Raw genomic sequence first — 26564 nt, 5'->3', positions numbered from 1 at the left:
ATGGTGAGTAATTGAGAGCCTATTTGGTCATGTAGATGTAAAGATTATCGGTCGAAAAACCGGTGTTGAAGCGGATGCCGTTAGACCGAATGGTTTTGGTCTTAGTTGAGCTACTGTTGGCTTTGGCGTCCTTTAAGACCTGTTTGAACTTCTTCATCACGGTCTTGGGGTGGGCTTTTAAGGTCGTACCCAGCAAGGCAAAGGTGGTCCCAAATTGACGTTGCCCCACCTTGGTCTTCACCTTTTTAGTGGACGTGATCTGCGCGATGCCCATCAGCTTACCCTGTTGGACGTTGGCGCGTAATGTGACGCCGTTTGTCTTGACCAGGTTATGAATCCCATCCTTGGCCGTTGTCGGCAGCAACTCGTCTTTGGCGGCCTGTTTTTCTTTGGCCGTTTGTTGCTTGAGCTTTTTAGCTGCAGCCTGTTGTTTTTTAGCGGCAGCTGCGGCGGCAGTGGGGTTGCTTTGAGCTAATTTTTCTAGTTGACGCTTGGTCTTGGCCTGGTTCTTTTTGGCCGTTTGGAGTTGTTTTTGAACCTTGGTCGGCAGGTGACTGGCAATGACGAGTTGGTTATATTGGGTCGCGAGTTTGTGGTAGGTGCCTAAAGCCTGAGTTCCCTTGACCGTAATGGTCTTGTGGGCGCTACCACTGGAGACCTTAACGTCCTGGTCACTTGTCGCCGCGGGAACCTGGAAAAAGTAACTGCCGGCCTTGATGGGGGCGGTTTGTTTTGCGTGTCCCTTAACTTGGTAGGTCACCTGGTCACCCTTGGCCGTGCCTTTGACCACGGCGGTGAGGGCCGTGGGGTGATACGTTGTTTTGCTAGTGGTGAGTGAATTAGAGCACCCCGCGAGGACTAGGGCTAGGAGTCCAAGGGCACCCGTGAGTAGTTTTTTCATGGAGAATAACGCCATCCTTATCGTGTAAAGTCTTGCTACATCTTACCACAAGTCGCGCCGTTCCGGGGACTAAAAAGGTTAGGGCCACCAAGAACCAGGGGACTTGAGCGGGGGAAAAGTCAGATGGTTACTTCCATAATTTAACGTTTATTGGTATGATAAAGGTGTTGAAAGCGATGTCACCGACACCGGATTATGGAAAGGACGGGATAGCATGTATGATCGGATTTTGGTCCCGATGGATGGAAGTAAAAACGCCCACGCTGCACTGGTGGAGGCCATTAAATTAGCCCAGAAACTCGGCTCGAAACTGTTCATCGTTTCCGTCGCCAGTGACCAGACTTACGCCCATTACGGGGCGGAATTTGGTAGTGAAATCGTCACGCACTTTAAGGACGCAGCGACGAAGTTCCTGGATAGTGCGGTCCAGGAAGTCGAAGACGCCGGCGTTCCGGTCGAGACCAGTTTCAAAGTGGGGTTGCCAAAACCAACCATCGCCACGACTCTGCCTAAGGATTTAAACACCAGTCTGACGGTCATTGGCCGCTCAGGGGTCCACGGGTTAGGTCGGGCCATCATGGGGTCGACTACTGCTTACGTGGTCCGTAACGCCAAGACCAGCGTGTTAGTCGTCGATTAACTTGACGAAATTAAAGGATAGAAAAAGAGCCGGGACAACCGTCCCGGCTCTTTTTGGTCATTGGCGATTACTTGGTTTTGATTTCGCCCTTCAACCAACGTTGGAGGTCAGAAATTTCGCCTTGCCGCTTCCGGTCCTTTTTACGGTTAACCTTCCGCCGGCCTTGTACGCCATTTGGATGTGCTTTTCTCATGGTATAAACCCTCGCTTAATTAAAATAACAATCGGCTACTATTCTACTGGATTCCGCTTGAAATTGCAAGGCTTTCCCATAATTGAGGGGGGCCACTTCGATTTGGTTAAGTTTTACCAGGAGTTGCCGTGCTGTCAAAGTAAAGTGGTATATTGGACGTATGTGCAGTAAATTAACGGACTAATAACGGGACGGATAGTCTTTTTTGGAGGGGACAAGGTTGCAAGGATTCAATAAAAAACATCGGGTGACCTGGTGGGCCTGGTTACTGGTTCTTTTCATTGGCGGCCTTTTGGTTTGGGGGACCGCACACGATGCGCGGCTCTACCAGGATCCCATTTTGCAAGTTACGGCCGTGCAAAAACAACAGACCACTAAGGAAACGGACGATTTTCAAAACGTTGACCATCAGACCAAACAAAAACTGACGGGGCACTTGTTGAATACTAAACGCCGCGGGCAACGGGTGACGTTGACGAATACGTATTCGACTTCGGGAGCTATGGATCAACGCTACCATGTGGGGAGTCAACTCTTCGTGGTGGTGCACAGAAGTGGCCAGCAGCTCCACGCCATGGTCAAGGATAAGAAACGAGACACACCACTAGTCTTCATGCTGTGGCTAGTGGTCGGCTTACTGTTGCTGATAATGCAGACGAGTGGCTTGATGGCCTTCTTGAGTGTGGCGGCCAATGGCGTGCTGTTTTTCTTAGCCATTCTGTTGAATGGGTCGACGCAGGGCGCCCAAGTCCTCTGGATTTTCGGAAGTTTGGCCGTGGCGTTTGCGGCCGTAACACTGTGGCTGGTTTTGGGGTGGACCCGCCAGATGGTCATCACGTTAATGACGACGTTAGGTGGGACCCTGTGCTCGATTCTCGTGGCGTTGGTGGTCTTTCACCTGACCCACGAAAAGGGGATGTATTACGAATCGATGCAGTACGTCACGCAGTTACCACGCCCCTTGTTTATCGCGGAGACGCTGCTAGGGTCTTTGGGGGCGGTGATGGACGAATCGACCGACATCATCTCATCGCTCTACGCGTTGAAACGTGAACGGCCGCAGTTGACGCCTCGCCAGATTTTTCTTTCCGGCCGTCAGATTGGAAGCACCATCATGGGGCCGCTCATCAATGTCTTGTTCTTTATTTTTGTGGCTGATACTTTTCCCATGGCGTTGCTATACCTCAAAAATGGCAATAGCTGGGGCTACACCTTCTCGATGAACATGTCGATGGGAGTTGTTCAAAGCCTGATCAGTGGGATTGGCATCGTGTTGGCAGTGCCACTGGCCAGTTACTTGGCTAGTCGTTGGCTGCCGCAAGAGGAGGTGCACGCATGAGTACGATTACGGTCTTAGGATTGCTCTTATTGCTCCTGATGATTTTAGTGGGGGGCAAGGCGGGAGCCCAGGCGTTTTTTGCCTTGATTCTCAACTTCGGCTTGCTTTTCTTAGCCATCGTGCTGGTGGCCTTTCACTTCTCACCGTTGATCGTGACGCTGGTCGTGGGAGTTCTAGTTCTCGCGTTGACCATCTTCATGAGTAGTGGTGACGACTTGTCCAGTACGGTTGCCTTTCTGGCGTCAGTCGGCGTCTTAGTCGTGCTGGTCTTGCTGATTGTTCCGGTCGAACACTGGGCGCTGGTCCAGGGCTTTGGACCCGAAGACAGTGAAGATCTGGAAGGCCTTTCGGTACTGGTCGGCATCAGCTTCGTTCAAGTTACTATGGCCACGGCGATTCTCAGTACGCTGGGGGCGATTGCGGAGGCCGCGATGGCGATTTCTGCGGGGTTGAGTGAAATCCTCGAACAACACCCGCAGGTGACTATGAAGGCCCTGTTTGGCGATGGCATCACGGTGGGCAAGCAGATTATTGGGACCACCTTCAACACCTTGTTTTTCGGATTCTTTGGGGGCTTTTTGGCGTTGTTTATCTGGTTTACCGGCGTGAACTATTCCTTCGGCGAAATCTTGAACGATAAGATTTTTGTTGCGGAGGTCTTGATGGTTCTCTTTGCGATGTTCAGTGTCTTACTGACGGTGCCCATCACCACTTGGGTGATGACCCGGGCCATCGCATTACGGCGGAAACGGCCGCAAGATTCGACGGAAAGTTAACTCACTCATAAAATTAAAGGGACGGGCGCGAAGACAAGCCTTCGCGCCCGTTTTGCGTCGCTTTAGGGGATGATTACCAGCAGTCACCATCGCGAAGTGCCCCATTCTGGCGGGGGTGGGCATACTGTCTGGCAGATGGGTGTGGTATGCTGGTCCCGATAATTCGACAGCTAAAATATTACGACTATCGATAACTCGGTTGGTGAGGCATCGATTGCTAGCCTGATGGTAGCCTTTGGGGGATAGAAAAAGGACCCCGGAAAAATCCGGGGTCCTGAGTTGAATTCGAGTTTAGTTGCTAGCACTACTACTGCTGGTCGAAGCGCTACTGCTTGCAGTACTGCTACTGTCGGCGGAAGGCGTAATGGCCGCGTTAGTGGCACTAACCGTTTCGGTCGGCACGTTCTTGATACCCGTCAGGACCTTCGAGTAGACCCAGTAACGTTTGCTACTGTTCTTGGAAGGCTTGATCCGGTACCAGGTAGTCTTAGTCGACTTCTTCTTGGCCGTCATGTCGATATAGTAGGTCTTGCCCACTTTAGGCGAGATCTTCGACCACTTGAGGCGCTTGGCGTTTTTGTTGGCGCCCTTAACGTGGTTGTACAGGTAGTACTTCGAGTACTTGCTGCTGAGTTTGGCCTGCTTGTCGACGGACTTATAAGTTGCCGTGGTCAATTTAACGTGGCTCTTAGTGGTCAAGGACTTGTAGTACTTCTTGGTCAACTGGTAAAAGGCGGCCATGGTGTACTTTTGGCCGAAATACTTCTTACCGGCGCTAGCGTAGTAGCCGTCCGGATCGGTATGGCTCGAGCCCCCGAGGTGCTTAGCCACGGATTTATGAGACCAAACCGTTCCCTTACCATCGTAAGCGGCGTCGTTGGGCTTCAAGTTATACTGCTTCAATAACGAGGCAGTGTACCAAGCAGCGTTGTTGACCTCACGAGCGAAGGCGGATTTACTGTGGACTTCAATCTGTTCGAATTGAATGAACCGCGCGTTCCCCGGATAGCCAACGCCCCAGGCGAGGTAGTTAGTGTTGGCGATGTTGATGATGTGCGAAGCGTCCACGAAACTGTGCACAAAGGCATTATTATAGTTACGCTTCATATAAGAAATTTCGTTGTAGATAGTTGAGGACGGGTTGGCCGTTTCGTGGACCACGACGCCTTCTGGTTTCCCCCTTACCATGTCGGTATTTGTACTTTGGAAAGCCACTCCAGATGGATTTTGTGACCTTGGCTGGCTTGTAATTTTTACTGTTAATATAGTTGTTAACTTTTGAACTAGCGTTGGCCGTCGTAGTCGTCCCACCGAAGACACCGGCTAGACCGACCGTCGCCAGGACAGTCAAAAGCGCTGTATGCATTTTCACCCGAATCATCCCTCAAATCTGTAACCTATTGTTGGCAATTGTCCGTACAATTGCGTCGTCATTTTACACTTCATCCCTTACTATATCCGGAAAAGGAGTCTACGACAACTGCTATGACGGGGATTGACGCCAATATTACATGGTTAATATCACTAATAACGGGCTTTGTTTTGGGTGTTTGCAAATAGATTAAAACTCCACGACGACTGTAACCTAAATGTAATAATTCCTAAGTTGCGGTTTTATTGGGGGTCGACCATCTTTAAACGGTCACCTTGCGTCCACTCCTGACGAGTGGGATCGATATGCAACTTCTGTTGACATTCAGGGCATAAACCGTAGACTTCCACGTGGTTGCTGGTGACCAGGTAACCGGTCTTTTCACTGGCTTCGCGGTTGAGTTGCTGTTCCAATTGACCAAAGTCCGAGGTGAAGACGTCGGTGATTTTGCCACAATTTTCGCAGATAACATGATAGTGGGGTTGGCCGTAAAAATCGTAGCGCACCCCGCCGGCATCGTTTGGCAGCTCAATCACAATTCCCAGATCGACCAAGAGGTTTAAGGTGTTGTAGATGGTGGCCATGCTGAGGTTCGGTTGTTCAGCGGTCAAAGCCGTGTAAATCGTGTCGACTGCGGGGTGATTGTGGTGGGTCACCAGATACGTCAAGATGGTACGACGTTGCGGGGTGACCCGAATATGGTGCTCCTTCAAGGTTTTTAACGCCTGAGCGAGCAATTCATTGGGTTGGGCCATTGTGATTTCCTCCTTATAATTAGTCTTGTCTGACTCTATTAAACCACATTTTAGCAAGACTTCCAGTCTTCTGCTCAATTTAGAATAATTCGTACTTAATTTAAATTCTTGAGCGGGAGCGATTTACTTTCAGGGAATTCATGGTAAAATAGAACCGTTGCTAGGTAATAATAATTCTAATATAAATAAAATTTTAAGGACACCAAACTTTTAAATTGGACTCGTGTTATGATGAAAGTACTGTGTCTAAAAGAATTGTAGGGGGTAGGCAGTAATGAAAGGAAAGAAGAAGCCAGCTACGTTAGCCCAACGGGTCAACGTCTTACGGGCTAGTGTCATGGGGGCTAATGATGGCATTTTATCCGTCGCCGGGATTGTCTTGGGGGTGGCTGGAGCGGCAACTAGTAGCTTTGCCATTTTCATTTCCGGGATTGCCGGTATGATTGCCGGGACCGTCTCGATGGCCATGGGGGAATACGTGTCGGTGAATACGCAAAAGGACGCCCAACGTAAAGCCATCGAAACGCAGACGGTGGCGCTGGATGACCAGTACACCGATGAGTTCGCGTTCGTTAAGAACAAGTACGTGGCGAGTGGCATTAAGCCCGAACTAGCGGAACAAGCGACCCACGAGATGATGACAAAAGACCCGTTGAAGACTACGGTGCGGGAACGCTTCGGGTTCAATGTCGGGGAGTACACCAATCCATTTTCCGCGGCCATCGCTTCAATGATCTCGTTTCCAACTGGGTCAATCTTGCCGCTGGTTTCCATCGGGTTATTGCCCAAGAATCTCCGGATTATCGGTACGTTCATCGCGGTGATCATCGCGTTGTCGATCACCGGGTACTTAGCGGCGGTGCTTGGCAACGCCAATCGCCGCAACGGTACGATTCGTAACGTGGTCGCCGGAGTCTTGACCATGTTAGTGACTTACGGTATCGGTCACTTATTTGCATAAAAGGGGCGTTAAATAATGGTAGCAAATGATTCAGTGCAAGTAAAAAAACAAAAAGAACACCAGACGATGGAAGAAAAACTGAATACCTTACGGGCTGGTGTCCTGGGGTCCAATGACGGAATCCTGACCGTCGTCGGGGTCCTGTTCAGTGTGGCAGCTGCCACGACCAATCAGTTCACCATCTTTATCGCGGGACTGTCGGATTTGATTGCCTGCGCTTTCTCGATGGCGTCGGGGGAGTACGCGTCCGTGAGCACCCAAAAGGACACGGAGCAGGCGGCCGTGGCCGAAGAAGCGAAATTATTAAAAAAAGACTATGCCGGTGAACAAGCGCTAGTGCAGAAATTCTACGAGCAACGCGGCGTCTCGTCCGCGACCGCATTAGCAATCGCTAAAGATCTGATGAGTAAAAATGCGCTGGAAACTTTAGTGGGAATTCGTTATGACATTAAATTAGGGCACTATATGAACCCATGGAACGCTGCATTTTCGTCCTTATTTTCTGCTTCGGCCGGTGGGGTCTTCCCATTGGTTGCCATGACGTTTTTGCCGGTGGCTTGGCAATGGCCGGGGACCATCACTGCGGTGATTCTATCGGTTGCATTGACCGGTTATTTGAGTGCAAAATTAGGGCATGGTCTGGTCAAAACGGCCATCATCCGCAACATCGTCGTCGGCATCATCACCATGTTCATTCACTACTACGTTGGCCAGCTCTTCTGAGAGGATTATGAGGGCCTTATCATTGCATTACTCGCTGACAGGAGTAAAATGGCACTAATCTGACGAAGGTGAGGAATTTTGGCTTGAAACAACGTAAAATGAGTCTATTTTCATTAGTCATGCTAACACTTAGTGCCATTATTGGCTCTGGTTGGCTGTTTGGTGCCGGAATGGCCGCCCAAATTGCCGGGCCAGCTGCGGTTCTATCTTGGGTGATCGGGGCCGTTGTGATTGGCTTGATTGCTTTGAACTACATTGAATTAGGAACCATGTTTCCGTCCAGTGGGGGGATGAGCCAGTACGCTGCCTTTTCCCACGGGCCCCTGTTAGGGTTCGTGGCGGCTTGGGCGAACTGGTTGTCACTGTTAACGATCATTCCCATTGAAGCTGTTGCCGCGGTTCAATACATGAGCTCGTGGCCATGGTCCTGGGCCAACTGGACCCGGGGCTTCCTAAGTGGTGGCAATATCACGAACTTGGGATTATTTATCGTGTTCTTGTTTATTTTGGCGTTTACGCTACTGAACTTCTGGTCGGTTAAGTTGATGACCCGGTTCACGAGTTTTATTTCGATTTTCAAATTAGGGATTCCGACGTTGACGATCATCGTTCTGTTTTTGACCGGTTTTGATTCGTCGAACTTTATGGCTCAGGGATGCTTCATGCCGAGTGGGACCGCGCCAATCTTCGCGGCCACGACCGCTGCCGGGATTATCTTCTCGTACAACGCGTTCCAGACGACCATTAACATGGGGAACGAAATTGACCACCCCGAAAAGAATATTTTCTGGGGAATTATCATTGCTTTTGCTATTAGTACGGTCATTTACACGTTGCTCCAAATCGTCTTTATCGGGACCGTTCCAGCGCACTCATTGATTCACGGCTGGTCTGGGGTTAACTTCCAGTCACCGTTCGCGGATATCGCGATTTTGCTGAACCTGGGGTGGCTATCCACGTTGCTCTACTTGGATGCGTTCGTGTCGCCATTCGGGACCGGGGTCTCATTCGTTGCCACGGCCAGTCGGGCCTTAGCCGCAATGGGGGCCGACAAGCATATGCCGACCCGGTTGGGTGAATTCAACCGGATGTACCAGACTCCTCGGCGGGCCATGGTGGCTGATATGGTCCTCGGGGTCTTATTGGTAGCTTGTTTCCGGAACTGGAGTGCGTTGTCCGATGTCATTTCAACGGCAACGTTGATTGCATATCTGACTGGTCCTATCACGGTCATTAGTTTGCGGCATCAGGCACCGGATTTCGTTCGGCCTTACCGGATGCCACACGCCAAATTGTGGGCGCCGTTATCCTACGCGTTGGCTAGTCTGGCAATTTACTGGGCCAAATGGCCGACGACCGTAGAGGTCTTCGGGGTCATTGCCCTGGGCTTGGTCTTCTACGTTTACTATGAAGTCCGTGAGCCTGCGGGGTGGCGGAAGATTCGTAACAGTCTCCGGGGAAGCCGTTGGCTGTTATTCGAAATGATTTGGCTGACCCTAATGTCTCTCATGGGAAGTCATGAATTTAGTGGTTTGGGTTGGATCCCTTATCCACTGGATTTCGTGGCGGTTGCCGCCGGAAGTTTGGTTTGTTACGCATTGGGGTTACACGATGCTTACCGGAGTGATTCCATGGACTTAGCGGTCGACTTAAATGAACGGGTCTCGTAAGTTTCATCAGGAAAGTTAAATCAGCAAACTAACTTAATTCACTTTGAAACCAAACTAAAGAGCTCATCAACCAGTGTTCAACTGGCTGATGAGCTCTTTTTAGGTCGTCATAGAATTAAAGTTTTAAGCGCCACTGGTGGTTCTGACGAGGGGTGAAGCCTAACGTCGTCAAGACCGTGGTATCGAGGTCGTGATCGTCGAGCAACGTTAAGGTGGTGAATTCCAATTCGGATTGGGCGAATTTCACCAACCGGGTCAAGATTTCTTGTTGTTCACTGCTGGGTAACTGAGGGGCGGTCAGATAAACGTCGCCGCGGTGGCCGGGTAAATCGATAGCTTGAAAGCCGCCCCAGCCCACCAGTTTGCGGGTAGCGCGGCGCTCGATGCCCCAGGTCAAGGCCTGACGGCTCATGGTTTGGCGCATGACGGTATTCAACCAATCGGCAGTTTCGGCTAAGCCTTGATGGGTCAAGGTCGCCACGTGTTTCAGACGAAATTGAGTCAGCCAATCAAACCGAAACGTGGGCGTCATTAAGGGATGGTAGCCTTCAAAACTAGACATAGTACAGGAGTCCTTTCTGCGATAAGACTGGTAAGCTATCGAGGAGATTGCCCCGGTCAACCAGTAAGTTAAGTCTATTTTACCGGTTCTATGCAGGAAGTACCAGTCAGGACTTTGGCGACGAAAAGGGCCCCTCTAGCAGGTTCGTTTAGGAGCTGTGCTATACTTAAAGAGGATACAGATAAGTTGAAAGGGGTAACAGTATGACTGAAGAGTTTTACATTGGGACTTATACCAAACGCATTAGTCGTGGAATTTATCAGGTCAGCGTCGATTCAGACGCGGCTGAAATGACGAAGTGCGAATGGTTGGCATCTGCCGGCAGCCCAACTTACATTGCGAAGTCGAAGGCCCACCGCCTGTACGTCATCAACAAAAAGGAAAGCGATGGTCAGACCCAGGGTGGTTTGATCATCTATGACATGACGGATAAGAAGCCGCGGGCGATTCAACAAGTCTTAACACCGGGGTCGTCACCGGCTTACGTGTCTGTCGATGAGGATCGGCAATTGGTCTATACGGCCAACTACCACACTGCTGAAGTGACGGTCTACAAGATTGCCGAGGATGGGGCTTTGACCGTGGCTGACGAAGTGACCGATACGGATCCCGTGGGTCCTGCGCCAGAGCAGGCCGATGGGCCGCACCCGCACTACGCCGACTTGACGCCGGATAAGCGCTTAGTTGTGTGTGACTTGGGGACGGACCGGGTCTACCTCTATGATGTCTCGGATGCCGGGAAGCTATCAGCTGTAAGTCACCTCGACTTGCCGGCTGGCTTTGGTCCGCGGCACATCGTTTTCGATGCTACCAAGGGCGTGGCTTATCTGGTGGGCGAACTGAGCAGTAACGTGGCCACGTTGACCTACGACGAAAAGGCGGGTCAATTAGCCGTTAAGCAGATCACCCATGTGATTCCTGATGACTGGACCGCCCACAACGGTTCAGCCGCCATTCGGTTAAGTGGTGATGGTCGTTTCGTCTACGTTTCCAACCGGGGCAATAACTCGATCACGGTCTTGCAGACGGCCGACGATGGGACGTTGACCGAGATTCAACGCATCGCCACGGAAGGGGACTTCCCCCGCGACTTCAACTGGACGGCTGACGAAAGCTTAGTCTTAGTAGTTCACCAAAACTCCGACAACGCTTCGTTGTTTAAGCGCGATGCCGCGACTGGGAAACTGACCTTGGCCCAAAAGGACTTTATGGTTCCCGAAGGCGTCAGCGTGTTACCCGCTTAAGTAATTGATTAAAAGTGAAATTAATTAAAAATTGCGTACCCACACCGATTGGGTGGGGACGCAATTTTTGTGTACTTAGGATTCCCCGGACAACGGGTTGGTCACGCCGGCCCAAAATTGTTGGAGTGCCGGTTGCAATTGTTCGGGACGAAACAGGCGCTGGTAGTGTTGCCAATGCTGCGGGTAAAGTGACGTGTAACGGGTGGTGGCGAAACGTTGGTCCATCAGCAAGACGACACCGACGTCTTTAGCCCCGCGAATCAGGCGTCCAGCGGCTTGAAAGACGTTGTTCACCCCAGGCAATTGGTAGGCAAAGGCAAAGCCGGGTTGCCCTTGCTGGTCGAAATAGTCGCGAATCAGGTCGTTTTCGGGGCTGATTCCAGGAAGCCCCACGCTAACGATACCGACACCACTTAGCCGGTCAGCTTGCAAGTCGATTCCCTCGGCGAAGATGCCTCCCAGGAGCGCAAAGCCAACTAAGGTTTGGTTAGGATGCGGTTGAAAGGCCGCTAAGAAATCATGCCGTGCCGCTTCGGTCATCTGCGCTTCCTGGGCGATCGTTGCAACTTGCGGATAGGCCAGGCTAAAGGCTTGTTTAACCGTCAGGAGATAACTGTACGACGGCAAAAAAATCAGGTAGTTACCCTGATGACTGTCGATCATGGTTTTGATAGCTAACAGGATATTGGCCAGGTTAGCTTGGCGTTGCTTGTAAGTCGTTTGGATGTAATTGGTAATGAACAATCCCTGGTGGTGCGGATCAAAAGGCGACTCGAGGCGGTAAGCTAGGCTCTTGGGGCCGCCCCCTAGGACGGTCTGGTAGTAATCAAGCGGGGAGAGCGTGGCGGAAAAAAGCACGGCGCCATGGCCCAATGCCAGACTGTCAGCCAAAAAGGCACTGGGGTCCAAGCAGAGTTGTTTCAAAGTGATGCCGGTGTGGTCCACCGTCAAACGCATCCGGTAGGTGTCGTCATAATATTCCCCGATACGTTGGTAGCTGATGGCCGTAAAGTAGAAGTCCAAAATCGCCTGGGTAAACGGCGTTTGGGCTTGGTCAGCCAGCCAATCGTGGATGGCTTCGATGAGCCGACTAAGATCGTGGTTGAAGGCTTCCGGCGGCGTCAGAAAGGTGGTGTCGGTCTGGCGACTTTCCCGCAGCGGCGCGCTGACGTCATCGAAGGTGGCCCGGAGATCTTGCAGGCGCCGGCGTAGCTTAGGAGTGGCCTGAGTCGCGTCACGACTGCTGTCGATTAGCGCGTCGAGTGGCGCACTGCTGATGGCTGCCGAGTACATATCGCGGGAGCGGTCCACCAAATTATGGGCTTCATCGATCAAAAAGAAGTTTTCGGGGTCGGCCGTGGCGAAGAACCGCTGAAGGTGGACTTGCGGGTCGAACAGATAGTTGTAGTCCCCGATGACCACGTCGCAAAGGAGACTAGCGTCCAATTGAAATTCAAACGGATCGAGCGTATGTTTGCGCGCATAGCGTTCGATGACGGGCCGAGTCAGTTGGTCGTTGTGTTGAATCAAGTCGAGTAACGCCGGTTTGAGGCGGTCGTAGTAACCCAACATGAACGGGTTGTTTTCGGGCAACAGGTTCTCTTCTTCGGGAAATTGAATCTTGGCCTTGGCCGTGAGGGTGATGCTCTTGAGCTTGAGTCCCTTAGTCGCCATTAAGTCGAGGGCTTCTTCGGCCACGCGTCGGGTACTTTGCTTGGCCGTCAGGTAAAAGATGCGTTGGATGACGCCTTCGCCGATGGCTTTAATGGTGGGAAACAGGGTCGAAATGGTCTTGCCCGTCCCGGTCGGCGCTTCGGCAAAAAGCCGTTGGTGACTGAGAATCGTTTTGTAAACGGCTACGGCTAATTCGCGTTGGCCCGGACGGTACTGCCCGTATGGAAAGGTCAAACTTTGAATCGTGGGGTCACGGCGGGCCCTTAATTCGGCCTTGAGGGTCAACCAGGCCACGTAGTCATCGATGACTTGCTGGAAGAAGGCCTTGGCACTCTCCGGGTCGATGGTCTGGGTGGTCTGAGTCACCTGGTCTGTGTCGGTCTGGTAGTAAGTCAAAGTCAGGGTAAGTTCGGTGAGCTTGGGTAGTTGGCAAAAGAGCAGGTGCGCGTAAAGCTTGATTTGCCCCCAGTACAACGTCAACGTATTGGCACTCAGTTGGTCAAACGGGGTGTCTGAAGTTTTGATTTCTTCGATTTCGGCCGTGGTGTCGTGCAGGGTGACCCCGTCGGCCCTGCCGTGGAGGAGATAGTCGTGGTGGACCAGTGTGAGGGGGAGATCCAGATAATATTCTTTTTGATAGTCGTTGCCGCGCTGTTTTTGGAGCCGCCGGTGAATCTGGGCACCGAGTAAAGCGGTATTCTGACTGTTCGTGGTGGTCCCGAGATCGCCGGTTCGTAAGGTGAACTCGACTAAGTCGCGCACCCCAAGTTTGATTGGCATGTTGCGTTTCTCCGTTTCTGAGCCCCATCATACCATACTTTTTTGAACGCACGTTCGCCGTCATTTTGACGCGAGCGTGTAAAGGGGGTTGGCTTCACTTGTGAAATCGCTTACAATAAAGATGAGGTGATTACTATGAAGACAATTGGACTCCCATTATACCCGACGATTCCAGCGACAGACGAAGCCCCCATTTTGCAAAAAGTCTGTCAAAAGTACACGGGTAATGTTATGATTCGTATTCGGGATATCGAACTTGATCCCCGCAAACAGCCGGGCATTGCGGAACTTAGCAATCACGGTGGTGAATTCATGCAAATCGTGGCGGAGGGGCCCGATGAAGGGGGCCTGGCTGCGGCCATTCACCAGCAACTCGCTAAAGATAAGTATTGTTATTGACCTTGACGCGCCCACCCGCTTTGATTAAGCTCAAATCAGGGGGCGTTTTGTGATGAACGAACAGCAAGTCGACCGGCTCTGTACGGTGGTGGCGCCCAAGTATGGGTTGACCCTGACTCATGAGGGGACGATGATCACGACGGTGGACGGCGAACCAACCAGTTTTGAAGCCGCTCAATACATGCCGGACCAGTTTATCGATTTTTTGACCAAGATTATTGCTACTAAAATGAAGGCTGACCTGTGGAATTGGCAGTAGGTCATTGAGTCCACGATGTAGTCTAAACTAAAAGAGATCCGGAAAGCTTTGTTTTCCGGGTCTCTTTTAGTTTAGTTAAGCTTCTTCCCATTTGTTAAACTCGTTGGGATGGCTACCAAGGTACGCAATTGCTTCTTTCGTCAGTTCCGTGCTGGCGGCCTTTACGTCGTTGGATTCTTCGACGGCGTTGACGTTGTCTTTATCTCGTAAAAATCCCGTGGCGACCTCTTCGTACTTGGTACGCCGGCCGACCCCCTCATCCTTGAATAAGTCATCTAAACCGGTCAAATCAGGTTGTCCGGCTGCCGCGACTTGTTGGGCGAGGTTAGCTTGTTGGCCTAATTTACCAGCAGCGTAATCCATCAAGAAATCGTTCATGTCGACGATAATAGCGTGCCGTGCCCGTTTTTCATCCTTTTTTGCCACTTCGAATCACCTCTTAGTCTTAATTTTAGCCATTTTTGCGCGGGGACGCAATTGTTCCACCACTCCGGCGGTAATCGGGGTAAAATCCTGGTCGAACGCCCCCTAAATGATGGCACGGTACCCTGTTTTACCGGCATTCGCGGGCAATTTTGCGTAAAACGCTCAACATTTACTCAAAATTTACATGATTGCGACAATTACTATATATTCGTCGCTTAAAATTAGTTTTGTAAGTTAAGGGGAGGCGTCACGGAGTTCGTTGCCTGACTTACAAAGTTGACGTACCGACTATATCTAATAGACATGGAGTGACAGGGATGAATAAAGGAACGAAGTTAGCAATGGGATTTGCAACGATCAGCTTATTGTTGGTTGGCTGTGGTAAAGCCACGAGCTCAACGAGTAGCAGTAAGTCCAGTAGTGCAGCACTTTCTGGTAAGGTAACGGCAGTAGGGTCAACGGCGTTACAACCATTAGCAGCCAAGGCCGGCGCTAACTTTCAATCGAAGCATAGCAAGGTTAACTTGACGGTGCAAGGCGGTGGGTCCGGAACTGGTTTGAGCCAGGTTCAATCCGGTGCCGTTTCAATCGGGGACTCTGATATCTTCGCGGAAGAAAAGCAGGGGATTGACGCTAGCAAGTTGACTGACCACAAGGTGGCCGTTGTGGGGATGGGCCCCGTCGTCAACAAGGATGCCGGTGTGAAGAACTTGAAGATGTCACAACTGAAGAAGATCTTTACGGGTAAGATTACGAACTGGAAGATGGTCGGTGGTAAGGATCAAAAGATCGTCATCATTAACCGGGCACAGGGCTCTGGGACCCGGGCAACCTTTGAAAATGCTGTCTTGAAAGGAAAGACCGCCGTTAAGTCACAAGAACAAGACTCTAATGGTGCCGTTCAAAAGATTGTCGCAACGACGCCAGGGGCTGTGAGTTACTTAGCCTTCTCCTACTACACGAACAAAGTTCAGGCACTTTCCATCAATAACGTTGCCCCAACCGACAACAACGTGGAAAACAACAAGTGGAAGATCTGGTCTTACGAACACATGTACACTAAGGGCAAGCCTAACGCAACCACGGCAGCGTTCTTAAGCTACATGACGTCGAAGGACGTCCAAAACAGTTTGGTCAAAGACATGGGTTACATTAGTATTCATGACATGCAAGTCACCAAGGATGCTAAGGGCGTCGTGACGTCTAAATAATCCAGCTTAAGGTGAATGGTCGGGTGAAGGTGCAGACGTCAAACGCACCTTCACCTTTTTTAAAGGAGAGTTATCTTATGGAGCAAACAAATTCGAGTTTTAAGCAGGAGAATACCCAGACGAAGGATTGGGCGTACACTCTGCATCACGCGACCCGGGCAACCCATGAAGACTGGTTAGGCCGGAGCATTAGTTACACGTGTATCGGAATTATTATCTTGGTCGTGGCGTCAATGTTATGGTTCATCACGTCGAAAGGGATTGCCACGTTTACGCAGAACCACGTCAACGTTTGGCAATTCTTAAGTGGGACCAACTGGGCCCCTGACCAAGGTAAAATCGGGGCTTTACCCATGATTGTCGGATCGTTTGCAGTGACTTTTGCCGCTGCATTAGTCGCGACACCTTTCGCGATTGGGACGGCCATCTTTATGACCGAGATTGACCCGAAACGCGGGCGGAAGTTCTTACAACCGGTGATTGAACTGCTAGTTGGGATTCCTTCCGTGGTGTACGGGTTCATCGGTCTGGCCGTAGTCGTGCCGTTTATGCGGCACCTAGTCGGTGGTTCCGGTTTCGGGATTATCTCGGCGACCTTCGTGCTGTTCGTCATGGTCTTACCGACGATTACGACGATGACCGTCGATAGCTTACGAGCCGTACCACGCTTCTACAAGGAAGCTTCGTTGGCCTTAGGGGCGACGCGGTGGCAAACGGTCTCGCGGGTCATCTTACGGGCCGCGACGCCCGGAATCTTGACCGCGATTATCTTCGGAATGGCGCGGGCATTTGGTGAAGCTCTAGCCGTCCAAATGGTCATCGGTAACGCGGCCATCATGCCCAAGAACCTGGTTTCACCAGCTGCAACGTTGACCAGTCAATTGACGACGGGAATTGGGGACACTATCGACGGGACCCTGCCTAACAACGCTTTATGGTCACTAGCACTGATTCTGTTACTGATGTCACTGTTCTTCAACGCCTTAGTGCGGGTCATTGCAAAGAGGGGGCAACTGAGTCATGAACGCTAAATGGAAAGACTTATTGGCAACGATTATTATCGACGTGATCGTGGCAACGGTCGTCGGTATTCTGGCCTTCCTACTGGCCTACATCTTAATTTCAGGATTGCCGCACGTGAGCTGGTTATTTCTGACCGGATCCGCGGATTCCTTTAGTGGGGCGGGAGGTATCGGTATCCAACTGTTCAATTCCTTCTACCTGCTGATTTTAACCATGCTGATTTCAATTCCTATTTCGCTGGGAGCCGGGATTTATCTGGCCGAATACGCGAAGGATAATTGGCGGACGCGTTTGATTCGTTCTGCCATTGAAGTCTTGAGTTCACTGCCATCCGTGGTTGTAGGGCTGTTCGGTTTCCTACTCTTCGTGGTGAAATTCAAGATTGGCTTTTCGGTCATTTCGGGGGCGATTGCCTTGACGTTCTTTAACTTACCATTATTGACGCGGAACATCGAAGAGTCCTTGAGCGCCGTTTCCCGGAGTCAACGGGAAGCGGGCTTATCGTTAGGGTTGTCGAAGTGGAAGACTGAGATTGGCATCATCTTGCCCGTAGCCTTACCCGGCATCGTGACCGGGATTGTGTTGAGTGCCGGGCGGGTCTTCGGGGAAGCCGCTGTGCTGATTTACACGGCCGGTCAAAGTGCCCCGGTCACGAACTTCAGTGACTGGAACCCGATGGACGCAGCCAGTCCGTTGAACCCGTTTCGACCCGCTGAAACATTAGCGGTCCACATCTGGAAGGTCAATACGGAAGGTCTCGCTACTAACGCCGCGCAGTTATCAGCGGCGGCGTCGGCCGTCTTGATTATTGCGGTGCTGTTGTTCAACTTGTTTGCGCGGGTGTTAGGGAACTACCTATATCGGCGCGTCACGGCCAGTAAATAGGGAGGTCAGCTGATGCTAAAAAATTATTCTTTTGAGAAAACGGCGGTTCAGACGTTTGATGAGCATACGACGTTGGCCATGAAGACCGAAAACATGCAAGTGTTTTACGGCAGTAACCACGCGATGCACGATGCCAGTCTGGCTTTTCCGAAGAACCAGATTACGGCGTTGATTGGCGCTTCGGGGTCTGGGAAGTCCACCTACTTACGGTCGTTGAACCGGATGAACGATACGATTGCCACGGTGACCGGTAAGATTTGGTACCACGGGGTGGATATCAACCAGCCAAATGTTAACATCTATGAAATTCGGCGGCACATCGGGATGGTCTTCCAACGGCCCAACCCGTTCGCCAAATCGATTCGGGAAAACATCATCTACGCTTTACGAGCGACGGGGGTCAAGAATAAAAAGGTCCTCGATGAGCGGGTCGAACAGAGTTTGCAAGGGGCGGCTTTATGGGATGAAGTTAAGGACTCATTAGATAAGAGCGCCTTGGCGTTGTCTGGGGGGCAACAACAGCGACTGTGTATTGCGCGGTCACTGGCCATGTCCCCGGACGTCCTGCTCTTGGACGAACCGTGTAGCGCGTTAGATCCCATCTCCACGGTAAAGGTCGAAGAGACCCTTCTGGAGTTGCAGAAGAAGTACACGATTATCATCGTGACGCACAATATGCAACAAGCGGCCCGAATCAGTAGCCAGTGTGCGTTCTTCCACCTGGGTCACGTGATGGAATACTCACCGACGACCACGATGTTTAGTACCCCGCAAATTCAAGTCACCCAAGACTACGTTTCCGGAAGTTTCGGTTAAACAAACGATAATTCAAACCCAGCGACTCGTGCCTGCCGGAGATTCGGCGTGGTAACGGGTCTTTTTGTTTGAGCTAAAACGACCAGCACCCCTTGCGGAGGCTGGTCGTTTGGCGTTAATGGTGCATTTTAAATTCGAGATAACGGTCGTTATACAGTTGGACGGTTGCGGTAGACTTGCAGATGGCGAATCGTTGCGTCATCAGGATAGAACTGGCGGTCATTGCGCACGCTTCTTGGTAACAGCGCCTTAGCTTTGGCGTTGGGGGTGGCGTAACCGATGTATTCGGCGTTTTGGGCGGCGTTTTCCGGTCGATTCATGAAGTTCAAGAAGGCGTAAATGGCTTGATAGTGCTGGGCGGATTTCGGAATGACCAGGTTGTCGAACCACAAGTTACTGCCTTCTTTAGGCACTACGTAGTGCAGGTGGCTGTTGGACGCCAGCATCTCGGCGGCTTCTCCGGACCAGTCCACCGCAATGGCGGCTTCGTCTTGAATCATGTACATTTTGATTTCATCGGCGACGATGGCTTTGACGTTGGGACTGAGTTGGTCGAGCCGGTGGGTGGCCGCTAGTAGGGTCTGCGGGTTCGTGGTGTTCATGGATTCCCCCCGTTCGACCAAGGCCATGCCCAGGATATCCCGGGCGGAATCGACCAGCATGATCTGGTGGCGGTACTTAGGTGACCAGAGTTGGGACCAGTGAGTCAGCGTCCCCGGGCGAATATAGCGGTCGTTATAAATGATGCCCAAGGTACCCCAGAAATACGGAATCGAGTAGCGGTTGTGGCGGTCAAAGGACTGATTTAAAAAGCGCGGGTCGTAGTTTTGCATGCCGGTCAACCGGTGCCGGTCGATAGGTTGGAGTAAGTGGGCCTGTTTGAGCTTGCTGACCATGTAGTCACTGGGGACCGTCAAATCGTAGTGGGTTCCCCCTTGCTTGAGTTTGGTGAACATCGCTTCGTTGCTGTCGAAGGTCTCGACGTTGACGTGGTAACCCGTTTCGCGTTGAAACTTACTCAGTAGAGACGGATCGATATAATCCCCCCAGTTGTAGAGGTTGAGGACTTTACTGCCGGAATCACCACTTGAACGTTGTAGACGATTGCCAGTGTAGGCTAACAGCCCACAGATGGCTAATAAGCCGATGACGAGACTGATTAAACGTTTCATTGGGCCGCCTCCTGACTCCGTTGCCGGCGTTTCGCGTTGCCCTGTTGTAGGAGGTAGTAGCCGCCCACTAGTAGAAGCGAGAAGATGAACATGACACCAGACAGCGCGTTGATTTCCAGGTTGATCCCTTGCCGAGCCCGAGAGTAGATTTCCACGGACAGGGTCGAAAAGCCGTTACCGGTCACGAAGAAGGTCACCGCAAAGTCATCGAGGGAGTAGGTCAAAGCCATGAAGAAGCCCGCCATGATGCCCGGAGTGATGAACGGAATGATGATTTTGTTGAGTTGTTGACGGGTGGTCGCGCCGAGATCGGCTGCGGCACAGAGAAGTGAAGGCGACATCTCCCGTAGGCGGGGCAGAATCATCAAGACCACGATGGGGATCTCGAAGGCGATATGACTGAGTAACACCGAGGTGAAGCCTAACGGGACTTTCAAAGTGGTGAAAAAGATTAAGAAACTGGCCCCGATAATGACGTCCGGGGAAACCATCAGAATATTGTTTAAGCTCAACAAGACATCGCGGGTAACCCGTTTAGACGTGCGGTGAATGCTCAACGCACCTAACGTGCCAATCAAGGTCGCAATCAGCGAAGACAGCAGGGCAACCAGTAGTGTATCGGCCACGATGGCTAGCATCCGTGGGTCGGCAAAGAGGTCACGGTAATGTTGCCAGGTAAACCCGTGGTAGTTGGTCATAGTCGTGCCCTGGCTAAAGGAATAAGCAATCAGGTAGAGAATGGGCAGGTACAGGACGATGAACACCAAAACCAGATAAACGCGTGAGAGCTTTTTCATTGTGAAGACCTCCCCGAATGATCGTTAGTCAGTTGCATCACGATGATCATGGCCACGATGAGGACGACCCCAATCGTCGAGCCCATCCCCCAGTTCATGGTGGTCAAGAAATGTTCTTCAATGGCGGTTCCCAGTGTGATGACCTTGTTGCCCCCAATCAGACGGGTCAACATGAAGAGGGACAGTGAAGGGATGAAAACGGCCTGTACACCCGCCTTCACACCGGGGAGAGTCAGCGGGAAAATCACCCGGTAAAAAGTTTGCCAACGGGTTGCGCCTAAATCTAAGCTGGCATTGATGTAGGCCGGATTTAGATCGGCCAGCGAATTATAGATGGGTAAAATCATAAACGGAATTTGAATGTAGGTCGCGACAAAGATAAAGCTGGCGTTGGTGAACAGTAACTGCTGGGGGCCGATACCGATGAAGCGTAAAAAGCTGTTGGCCACACCGTCTTGACTGAAGATGCCGATAAAGGCGTAGGCTTTGAGTAAAATATTGATCCAGGTGGGGAGGATAACCAGCAGAAGCCAGAATTGGCGGTGCTTCAACTGGCGCAGGACGTAGGCCGTGGGGTAGCTGATGAGCCCGGTGAAGAGGGTGATCAGAAAAGCGTACCAGACAGAATTCAACGTCATTTTGAGGTAGACCCCGGATTGAAAGTAAGTGGCGTAGTTCGCCAAGGTCACGTGATGGTCCAGGCTGAAAAAGGATTGGTAGACGATCAACGCAACGGGCGCAATTACGAAAAGTCCTAACCAGAGACCGTAGGGGATGAAGTACCCACAAGTTTTACGCTTCGTCATGAGCCGTCCCCTCCACTTCTTCATAGGTTTCCAAGCGTGCTTCGAAGTCGGCCTCCCGTTCGTGAAGGCGCATGACGTGGAGGTCGTCCGGTTGGAAAGTGAGGCCGACCTGCTGGCCCTCGACGGTGGCACGGACCGAATGGATTAGCCAGGAATGGCCCTGGTCATCGGTCGCGCCAATCTCGTAGTAGTCGCCGCGGAAGAGTTGGTTATCGATGGTCACCTTGAGCTTGGCGTGGTCGAGGTCGGTCAGCGTCAGGTCCTCGGGCCGAATGACGATTTCGATGGGTTCATTAGAGGGGATGCCCGCGTCGACGCATTCAAAGGTGCGATTATCGAAGCTGACCTGGTAATCGGCCACCATGTGACCGGGCAAAATATTGCTTTCACCGATAAAATCGGCGACAAAGTGGTTGACCGGTTCGTTGTAGATGGCGACGGGCGAGCCACTTTGGAGGATCTCGCCGGCGTTCATCACGAAGATATCGTCACTCATAGCCAAGGCCTCTTCTTGGTCGTGGGTTACGAATAAAAAGGTGATGCCTAAGCGTTGTTGCAGGTCGCGTAATTCGTATTGCATGGCCCGGCGGAGTTTAGCATCGAGAGCTGAGAGGGGTTCGTCGAGCAACAGAACCCGGGGCTGCATCACGATGGCGCGAGCAATGGCGACCCGTTGTTGTTGCCCGCCAGACAGGGCACTGATGGCCCGGTTGCCGTAGTCGCTGAGGCGGACTAGTTTCAGGGCTTTGGCGACCTCGTCGTCACGTTTGTCGGCGGGCATCTTCTTGATGGTCAACCCAAAGGCCACGTTTTGGGCCACCGTCATGTTAGGGAAGAGGGCGTAGTCTTGGAAGACCGTGTTGACGTTGCGCCGGTTGGCGGGCAGGTCGTTGACCCGTTTCCCGTCGAAGAAGATGTCGCCCGCCGTAACCTGGTCGAAACCGCCGATAGCTCGCAGAATGGTGGTCTTACCGCATCCCGAAGGCCCCAGCAACGTGTAGAACTTTCCTGATTCCAGGGCCAGACTCACGTCCTTTAAAATGGTGTGGGTCCCGTACCGTTGCGTGACGTGACGTAGTTCGATCATGGGTTGAGTCATGAGAAACCCTCCTTTAGCAAAATTGGCAAGTGGGCCAACCAAAGTGACATAGTGATGGCAGATGGTGGTGGCCATCGAGTTAGGCTATAATAAAAACTTATAAGGAAGTGACGCAAGATGGACCTGACGTTTAAAACGGCACAGCGGGCGGACCTCCCGCGTATCGTTGCAATTTATAATGACAGTATTCCTGGACGACTAGCTACCGCTGATACTCGACCGGTTCAGGTAGCGGACCGCGAAGCCTGGTTTGCGGCCTTTGATCCCGCTAGCCGCCCGATTTGGGTGGTAAAAGTTGGTCAACAGATTGCGGGCTGGGTCAGCCTGGAATCCTTTTATGGGCGCCCAGCGTATTATCAGACGGCGGAGATCAGCCTGTACATCGACCCAGCTTTTCATCACCAGGGTTTGGGCCAACACGCGTTGGACTTTGTGACGGCGCAGTTACCCCGGTTAGGTCTCAAAACCATCGTGGCCTATGTCTTTAGTCACAATGCCCCTAGTCAGGGACTATTCGTTAAAAATGGGTTTGCGTGGTGGGGGCATTTACCTGACGTGGCAGTCCTTGACGGGCAGCTGCGAAGCTTAGATATCTTGGGCCGACGGTTTGAGGCCTAAGTGGTATTGCGGATAAGGTGATCAGCCACGTTAATCCTCAGTTTATGGTCCCAAAGGACAGGGCGCAAGCAATTGGCATTTAATCAATTCGAGCCTTCAATCAATTCTACACGCAACGGTGGCAATGGTTCACGGCTCACCATTTAGATACGCCAGTGACCTTACTGGGGGGGTGAGCCCAATTGAGACTGATGGGGACTTCTGCAAGCTAAAGCAGTTGACTGACCTCAAGAGAGGGCAGTCAACTGCTTTTAACGTTACCCTTAAGAATATAAGTTCTCAGCTTGATGCAACGCACGAAACGTTTACCAAGAACCGTCAATTAATTAAAAATATAACCAGTAGTTCACTCTTAAACGGCTCAATTGAGGGAACTAAGCACAAATTAAACGAACAGCATATGGTTATCGTAACTGGCGAAACTTTATTTACCGTGATTCAAATCGAATTTAAAATCAGAATAAAGAAAAGGAACCCAATTCGAAAGTGAATTGAATTCCGAGCAACCTCCTCATCAACAACGGTTGACAAAGAGTCGTATAAAAAAACTCACCGACTATATCAGCCGATGAGTTCAACGCCCCTGTAAGTTTATTTATTTCTCAGCATCCCTAAAAATCAAGAATGCTGTAACAACAGTATTTTAAGCGACTATTTCTATCTCTAAACAATCAAAAATGGACCCTACCGGATTTGAACCGACGACCTCCTGCATGCGAAGCAGGCGCTCTCCCAGCTGAGCTAAGGGCCCGAAAAACTTACGTGTCTAATTATAGCACTTCCATGCAAAATGTGAATATCGAATTTGAAAATTTTTGTTATAGCTTCCATTAGGTGAATTGCCAAACGAAAGCACCTCGGTGACACCAGGCATTTTGCCTGCGTTACCGGAGTGCTTTTAATTAGTTGATGGATGGCGCTTAGTGTCGACTACTGCGGTGAGTGCCCGAGCCATGATCCTTGACTACGTGGCGCTTGAACTTGGGACCCGTTGCGTCGGGCACAAACTTGAAGTGGCGCAGACGTCCCGGATAGGGTTGCCCGGTCAGCCGCACCTGTGTCCAGCGCTGCATGGCTTGAGCCATGTCTTGCGTGGCGGTGACTAAATCGGCGCGGTGTTCCGCTTTAGCGGCGGCCGGCAAGTCGCTGGTCAAACGGCCCAATAACTTTTGATGGTAATCGAAGAGCTCCTGGGTCAACGGCGCGTTGCGGTAGCTGTTGAATAATTTTTGGACTTCCGTCAGGGCGTCGGTGACGTCACTGGGTTGATAATAACGGTCTTTTTCCGCCATAGTGACTTCCTTTCTAGTGGTGGTGCTTGAAGAGGTGTTGCCAAACGCTGTGACTGTCGGTCTGCAACATCAACTTCTGGTATCGCCGTCCAATATACTCGGCTAGCAGGATCACCGTCAAGAGGGCCAGGGCCAGCGAAATCCATTGAGTTTCGAGACTGACCGTGCCGTTGATGATTCGCAGGGGCATAAAGTACGACGACAGAAATGGGATATACGACATGATTTTGACCGGTAGCGCGTCCAGATTGTTTTGGAAGGGGAAGGTGGCGAAGAAACCGACCATCCCTAGTAACGTAATCGGTTGGGCGGCCTTCGAGGCGTCCTCGGCTTTGGCGACTACGGCCCCGCTGTAGGCGGCGACCAGGGTAAAGAGAATCACCCCGAGCAACAGGTACAGCAAATTCAGGTTCAACAGGTTGTGAATCACGGTCGAAATCAACGTGCGGTACTGCTCCCACATGGCGTGGAAGTGCGGCTGGCTGAGGGCCCAACTGTAAATCGCCCAACCACCCAACAGGTAGATCACGATTTGGGTCAGAATCATCAGGAGAATCCCAGTGATCTTGCCCACGAAGTAGCTAACGGCCGTGGTACTCGAGAAGATAATCTCCATAATCTTAGTGCCCTTGTCCGATGCAATCTCCTGGGCAGTGATCGAAGCATAGGTAATCAAGATGATGTAAATCAACGTGACGATCAACCAAAACGAAATCATTTTAGCCGTATTAGCGGCCCCGGTCTTTTTGGCGATGAGCTGTTTGAGTTGTGGGGCCTGTTGTAGGGCCTGCTGTTGTTTGGGCGTCAACTGGGCCTGCTGGTAATTTTGTCGTTGTTGGGCCTGCGTGAGATAATTTTGAATTTGCGCCTTAACGCCACTGTCTAACGACTGGTTCCAGTGAAAGTCGGCGCGTACCTGATGACCGGCTTGGGTGAGGACCAGATAGCCCGCCAAATGGTTTTTGTGGAGCGCTTGTTTCGCGGCAGGGACCGTTTTGATGGTCGACTCGATATTAGAGGGGTGACTGGCCAGGAAGTTTTGGCGCAGTTGCGGGGTGGGGGAAACGACTGCGACCTTGGTACTGCTAGCGTTGCTTTGGGAACTAACGTAGGTGATTCCTAAGACCAGCCCCAGCATCACGAAAGGGCCTAAAATCATGAACAGAAAACTCCACGATTTGACCTGGCGGAGGTAGGTCTCACAGGTCACAATCCAAGTCTTACGCATCGGCTTCACCCACTTTCAAGCGGAAAATCTCATCGAGAGTTGGCGGTTGTTGGCTGAATTCTTCGATGTATTCGCCGTGCGTGAGGGCTTGGAAAATGGCGCGGCCCGCGTTGGCGTCGGCCAAGTGAAGGCGATACTGGCCCGGTTGGCGGGGGATGACCTTGAGTACGCCTGGCAATTGTGCCAATTTATCGGGTGACCAGGGCGTCGTCACGAACAATTCGGTCTTGTCAAATTGACTGCGGACTTCCTGCAAGGTGCCGTGGAGCACCACGTGGCCGGTCCGTAACATGACGAGACTATCGCAAACTTCGGTGACGTTTTCCATATTGTGACTGGAAAAGATGATGGCGGCGCCCCGTTGCTTGGCATCTAGGATGGCCTGTTCTAGCAAATCGGCGTTGACTGGGTCTAAGCCGCTAAACGGCTCGTCTAAAATTAGCAGGTCCGGGCGGTGAATCAGGGTGCAGATCAGTTGGACCTTCTGCTGATTACCCTTGGACAAGTCGCTGATTTTACTTTTGCGGGTGCCCTTGACCGCGAATTTTGCCAACCAGTCATCGATTTGTGGTCGAATGTCCTTAGCATGTTGCCCTTTGAGCCGGGCGAGATATATGATTTGTTGTTCGATAGTCAGTTTGGCCATTAGGCTCCGCTCTTCTGGCAGATAGCCAATGTGGTCGAAGTCCTTGGTGGACAAGGGATGCCCTTGCCAGGTGATGTGGCCCCCATAGGTGATAAAGTTGAGGATACTATGAAAAGTGGTGGATTTACCAGCCCCGTTTTGGCCGATCAGCCCCACGATTTGACCATTGGCAACGTCAAAACTAACGTCGCTTAAGGCCTGCACGTCCCCGAACTGTTTTTCGATGTGCTGAATGCTTAACATGTTGGCGCTCCCCTCTGAAGTAGTAAGTTCCATTATACGTGAGTTGGGGGCGTA

At 51.5% G+C, this 26564-nt stretch carries 27 protein-coding genes, 1 tRNA gene and 2 pseudogenes; 15 read left to right on the top strand and 15 right to left on the bottom strand.

Annotated features, from left to right (window positions below; translation table 11 throughout):
• Nucleotides 1–19: 19 nt before the first annotated feature.
• Nucleotides 20–901, bottom strand: coding sequence for a hypothetical protein (locus H3M12_RS00430; protein WP_129032067.1), 882 nt, complete (start codon nucleotides 899–901; stop codon nucleotides 20–22).
• A 214-nt stretch (nucleotides 902–1115) separates the two neighbouring features.
• Between H3M12_RS00430 and H3M12_RS00425 the strand changes: the two genes are divergently transcribed.
• Entirely contained in the window at nucleotides 1116–1541 is a 426-nt protein-coding gene (locus H3M12_RS00425; protein ID WP_129032065.1) for a universal stress protein, read from the top strand.
• A gap of 67 nt (nucleotides 1542–1608) precedes the next feature.
• Here the strand turns inward: H3M12_RS00425 and H3M12_RS12970 are convergent, their stop codons facing one another.
• Nucleotides 1609–1734, bottom strand: coding sequence for a hypothetical protein (locus tag H3M12_RS12970; protein ID WP_263853898.1), 126 nt, complete (start codon nucleotides 1732–1734; stop codon nucleotides 1609–1611).
• Between the two features lie 220 nt (nucleotides 1735–1954).
• Between H3M12_RS12970 and H3M12_RS00420 the strand changes: the two genes are divergently transcribed.
• Both H3M12_RS00420 and H3M12_RS00415 read left to right on the top strand, forming a co-directional pair.
• Nucleotides 1955–3073 (top strand): YibE/F family protein, encoded by a 1119-nt coding sequence (locus H3M12_RS00420; RefSeq protein WP_182150767.1) that lies wholly within the window; start codon nucleotides 1955–1957, stop codon nucleotides 3071–3073.
• The gene (locus tag H3M12_RS00415) at nucleotides 3070–3849 is read left to right on the top strand and encodes a YibE/F family protein (protein WP_129032061.1); all 780 of its coding nucleotides are present in this window, start codon (nucleotides 3070–3072) and stop codon (nucleotides 3847–3849) included. The genes H3M12_RS00420 and H3M12_RS00415 overlap by 4 nt, the downstream gene beginning before the upstream one ends.
• Nucleotides 3850–4140: 291 nt before the next feature.
• Here H3M12_RS00415 and H3M12_RS00410 read toward each other — a convergent pair whose 3' ends face one another.
• Together H3M12_RS00410 and H3M12_RS00405 are read right to left on the bottom strand one after the other, a co-directional pair.
• Nucleotides 4141–5037, bottom strand: a complete 897-nt coding sequence (locus H3M12_RS00410) for a peptidoglycan recognition protein family protein (protein WP_233449191.1) — start codon at nucleotides 5035–5037, stop codon at nucleotides 4141–4143.
• A 426-nt stretch (nucleotides 5038–5463) separates the two neighbouring features.
• Nucleotides 5464–5976, bottom strand: a complete 513-nt coding sequence (locus H3M12_RS00405) for a Fur family transcriptional regulator (protein ID WP_129032059.1) — start codon at nucleotides 5974–5976, stop codon at nucleotides 5464–5466.
• A gap of 274 nt (nucleotides 5977–6250) precedes the next feature.
• Between H3M12_RS00405 and H3M12_RS00400 the strand changes: the two genes are divergently transcribed.
• From H3M12_RS00400 to H3M12_RS00390, 3 genes are all read left to right on the top strand, one after another.
• Nucleotides 6251–6937, top strand: coding sequence for a VIT1/CCC1 transporter family protein (locus H3M12_RS00400; RefSeq protein WP_129032057.1), 687 nt, complete (start codon nucleotides 6251–6253; stop codon nucleotides 6935–6937).
• A 15-nt stretch (nucleotides 6938–6952) separates the two neighbouring features.
• The gene (locus H3M12_RS00395) at nucleotides 6953–7660 is read left to right on the top strand and encodes a VIT1/CCC1 transporter family protein (RefSeq protein WP_129032055.1); all 708 of its coding nucleotides are present in this window, start codon (nucleotides 6953–6955) and stop codon (nucleotides 7658–7660) included.
• Nucleotides 7661–7758: 98 nt separating this feature from the next.
• The gene (locus H3M12_RS00390) at nucleotides 7759–9330 is read left to right on the top strand and encodes an APC family permease (RefSeq protein ID WP_129032170.1); all 1572 of its coding nucleotides are present in this window, start codon (nucleotides 7759–7761) and stop codon (nucleotides 9328–9330) included.
• 115 nt (nucleotides 9331–9445) lie between these two features.
• Here H3M12_RS00390 and H3M12_RS00385 read toward each other — a convergent pair whose 3' ends face one another.
• On the bottom strand, nucleotides 9446–9892 hold the full coding sequence (locus tag H3M12_RS00385) for a GNAT family N-acetyltransferase (protein ID WP_129032054.1): 447 nt from the start codon (nucleotides 9890–9892) through the stop codon (nucleotides 9446–9448).
• 203 nt (nucleotides 9893–10095) lie between these two features.
• On the opposite strand from H3M12_RS00385, the gene H3M12_RS00380 reads away from it, so the two are divergent.
• The gene (locus H3M12_RS00380; RefSeq protein WP_182150766.1) at nucleotides 10096–11136 is read left to right on the top strand and encodes a lactonase family protein; all 1041 of its coding nucleotides are present in this window, start codon (nucleotides 10096–10098) and stop codon (nucleotides 11134–11136) included.
• 75 nt (nucleotides 11137–11211) lie between these two features.
• Here the strand turns inward: H3M12_RS00380 and H3M12_RS00375 are convergent, their stop codons facing one another.
• The gene (locus H3M12_RS00375; protein WP_129032050.1) at nucleotides 11212–13590 is read right to left on the bottom strand and encodes an ATP-dependent DNA helicase; all 2379 of its coding nucleotides are present in this window, start codon (nucleotides 13588–13590) and stop codon (nucleotides 11212–11214) included.
• A gap of 135 nt (nucleotides 13591–13725) precedes the next feature.
• Here H3M12_RS00375 and H3M12_RS00370 point away from each other — a divergent pair, with 135 nt between their 5' ends.
• Entirely contained in the window at nucleotides 13726–13989 is a 264-nt protein-coding gene (locus H3M12_RS00370; RefSeq protein ID WP_182150765.1) for a PTS sugar transporter, read from the top strand.
• Between the two features lie 52 nt (nucleotides 13990–14041).
• Nucleotides 14042–14248 carry a hypothetical protein gene (locus tag H3M12_RS00365; protein ID WP_129032046.1) on the top strand — a complete coding sequence of 69 codons (207 nt, stop codon included), beginning with the start codon at nucleotides 14042–14044 and terminating at the stop codon, nucleotides 14246–14248.
• A 75-nt stretch (nucleotides 14249–14323) separates the two neighbouring features.
• Here H3M12_RS00365 and H3M12_RS00360 read toward each other — a convergent pair whose 3' ends face one another.
• Nucleotides 14324–14674, bottom strand: coding sequence for a hypothetical protein (locus H3M12_RS00360; RefSeq protein ID WP_129032044.1), 351 nt, complete (start codon nucleotides 14672–14674; stop codon nucleotides 14324–14326).
• Between the two features lie 317 nt (nucleotides 14675–14991).
• On the opposite strand from H3M12_RS00360, the gene H3M12_RS00355 reads away from it, so the two are divergent.
• The 4 genes from H3M12_RS00355 (at nucleotide 14992) to pstB (ending at nucleotide 18609) form a co-directional block, all read left to right on the top strand.
• A complete protein-coding gene (locus H3M12_RS00355) occupies nucleotides 14992–15885 on the top strand; it encodes a phosphate ABC transporter substrate-binding protein PstS family protein (RefSeq protein ID WP_129032042.1) in 894 nt (297 codons plus the stop codon).
• 77 nt (nucleotides 15886–15962) lie between these two features.
• Nucleotides 15963–16916, top strand: a complete 954-nt coding sequence (pstC, locus tag H3M12_RS00350; RefSeq protein WP_182150764.1) for a phosphate ABC transporter permease subunit PstC — start codon at nucleotides 15963–15965, stop codon at nucleotides 16914–16916.
• Nucleotides 16906–17793 carry a phosphate ABC transporter permease PstA gene (pstA, locus tag H3M12_RS00345; RefSeq protein WP_182150763.1) on the top strand — a complete coding sequence of 296 codons (888 nt, stop codon included), beginning with the start codon at nucleotides 16906–16908 and terminating at the stop codon, nucleotides 17791–17793. Before pstC ends, pstA begins: the two co-directional genes overlap by 11 nt.
• A gap of 12 nt (nucleotides 17794–17805) precedes the next feature.
• Nucleotides 17806–18609, top strand: a complete 804-nt coding sequence (gene pstB / locus H3M12_RS00340) for a phosphate ABC transporter ATP-binding protein PstB (RefSeq protein ID WP_129032036.1) — start codon at nucleotides 17806–17808, stop codon at nucleotides 18607–18609.
• Between the two features lie 115 nt (nucleotides 18610–18724).
• On the opposite strand, the pseudogene H3M12_RS00335 reads toward pstB, so the two are convergent.
• From H3M12_RS00335 to H3M12_RS00320, 4 genes and pseudogenes are all read right to left on the bottom strand, one after another.
• Nucleotides 18725–19781, bottom strand: a pseudogene (locus H3M12_RS00335) (ABC transporter substrate-binding protein).
• Nucleotides 19778–20578 carry an ABC transporter permease gene (locus H3M12_RS00330; RefSeq protein WP_129032034.1) on the bottom strand — a complete coding sequence of 267 codons (801 nt, stop codon included), beginning with the start codon at nucleotides 20576–20578 and terminating at the stop codon, nucleotides 19778–19780. Before H3M12_RS00330 ends, H3M12_RS00335 begins: the two are co-directional and overlap by 4 nt.
• Nucleotides 20575–21384 (bottom strand): ABC transporter permease, encoded by an 810-nt coding sequence (locus H3M12_RS00325; protein WP_129032032.1) that lies wholly within the window; start codon nucleotides 21382–21384, stop codon nucleotides 20575–20577. The genes H3M12_RS00330 and H3M12_RS00325 overlap by 4 nt, the downstream gene beginning before the upstream one ends.
• On the bottom strand, nucleotides 21371–22483 hold the full coding sequence (locus H3M12_RS00320) for an ABC transporter ATP-binding protein (protein ID WP_129032030.1): 1113 nt from the start codon (nucleotides 22481–22483) through the stop codon (nucleotides 21371–21373). The genes H3M12_RS00325 and H3M12_RS00320 overlap by 14 nt, the downstream gene beginning before the upstream one ends.
• Nucleotides 22484–22600: 117 nt before the next feature.
• On the opposite strand from H3M12_RS00320, the gene H3M12_RS00315 reads away from it, so the two are divergent.
• Both H3M12_RS00315 and H3M12_RS12785 read left to right on the top strand, forming a co-directional pair.
• Nucleotides 22601–23101, top strand: coding sequence for a GNAT family N-acetyltransferase (locus tag H3M12_RS00315; protein ID WP_129032029.1), 501 nt, complete (start codon nucleotides 22601–22603; stop codon nucleotides 23099–23101).
• A 262-nt stretch (nucleotides 23102–23363) separates the two neighbouring features.
• Nucleotides 23364–23591, top strand: a pseudogene (locus tag H3M12_RS12785) (transposase); the annotation flags it as partial.
• A 188-nt stretch (nucleotides 23592–23779) separates the two neighbouring features.
• On the opposite strand, the gene H3M12_RS00310 reads toward H3M12_RS12785, so the two are convergent.
• From H3M12_RS00310 to H3M12_RS00295, 4 genes are all read right to left on the bottom strand, one after another.
• A tRNA-Ala gene (locus tag H3M12_RS00310) sits at nucleotides 23780–23852 on the bottom strand.
• A 169-nt stretch (nucleotides 23853–24021) separates the two neighbouring features.
• On the bottom strand, nucleotides 24022–24393 hold the full coding sequence (locus H3M12_RS00305) for a hypothetical protein (protein ID WP_129032027.1): 372 nt from the start codon (nucleotides 24391–24393) through the stop codon (nucleotides 24022–24024).
• A 13-nt stretch (nucleotides 24394–24406) separates the two neighbouring features.
• Nucleotides 24407–25621, bottom strand: a complete 1215-nt coding sequence (locus tag H3M12_RS00300; protein ID WP_129032025.1) for an ABC transporter permease — start codon at nucleotides 25619–25621, stop codon at nucleotides 24407–24409.
• Complete coding sequence (locus tag H3M12_RS00295) at nucleotides 25614–26510, bottom strand: ABC transporter ATP-binding protein (RefSeq protein ID WP_129032023.1); 897 nt, start codon at nucleotides 26508–26510, stop codon at nucleotides 25614–25616. The genes H3M12_RS00300 and H3M12_RS00295 overlap by 8 nt, the downstream gene beginning before the upstream one ends.
• Between the last annotated feature and the right edge of the window lie 54 nt (nucleotides 26511–26564).

It is taken from the genome of Levilactobacillus suantsaii (genome assembly GCF_014069315.1).
Classification (GTDB): domain Bacteria; phylum Bacillota; class Bacilli; order Lactobacillales; family Lactobacillaceae; genus Levilactobacillus; species Levilactobacillus suantsaii.
This window is presented reverse-complemented; position numbering and strand designations above follow the sequence as displayed.